This is a genomic window from Streptomyces sparsogenes subsp. cuspidosporus, assembly GCF_039532705.1.
In the GTDB taxonomy this organism is placed as follows: Bacteria; Actinomycetota; Actinomycetes; order Streptomycetales; family Streptomycetaceae; genus Streptomyces; species Streptomyces sparsogenes.
In genome coordinates this window covers 1-560 of record NZ_BAAASD010000164.1, presented here as the reverse complement: position 1 = coordinate 560, position 560 = coordinate 1, and the positions used below count along the sequence as shown (strand labels likewise).

General features: G+C 70.9%; 1 protein-coding gene. It reads left to right on the top strand.

Annotation, left to right across the window (positions count from 1 at the left end; translation table 11 throughout):
• A partial coding sequence (locus tag ABFY07_RS42870) for a class I tRNA ligase family protein (RefSeq protein ID WP_346179635.1) occupies positions 1-527 on the top strand: 527 nt, incomplete at its 5' end.
• Positions 528-560: the final 33 nt, after the last annotated feature.

Here is a 560-nt window from a genome sequence, read left to right as displayed (position 1 = left end):
GGCGCAACCTGGTCGACGAGAACACCGGCTGGTCCCGCGTCACGGAGGAGACCCCGGACGTCGACACCCTGCGGGCGCTGCACAAGGCGATCGCCGGGGTGCGCGAGGACTACCCGGCACTGCACTACAACACCGCGGCCGCGAAGCTGATGGAGCTGACGAACCACCTGACCAAGCAGTACCCCGGTGGGGCGCCGCGGTCGGTGGCGGAGCCGCTGGTGCTGATGCTGGCGCCGCTGGCCCCGCACATCAGCGAGGAGCTGTGGTCGATCCTGGGCCACGAGGCCACGCTGGCCTACGAGCCCTTCCCCATCCCGGACGCGCAGTACCTGGTCCAGGACACCGTCGAGTACCCGATCCAGGTCAACGGCAAGGTGCGCTCCCGCGTCACCGTGCCGGCGGATGCGGACCAGGCCGCGGTCGAGGCGGCGGCGTTGGCCGACGAGAAGATCGTCGCCGCGCTGGAGGGCGCCGCGCCGCGCAAGCTGATCGTGGTACCGGGCCGTCTGATCAACATCGTCAGGTAGCGCGCACACGCATCCGGGGCCTCGCACACCAGC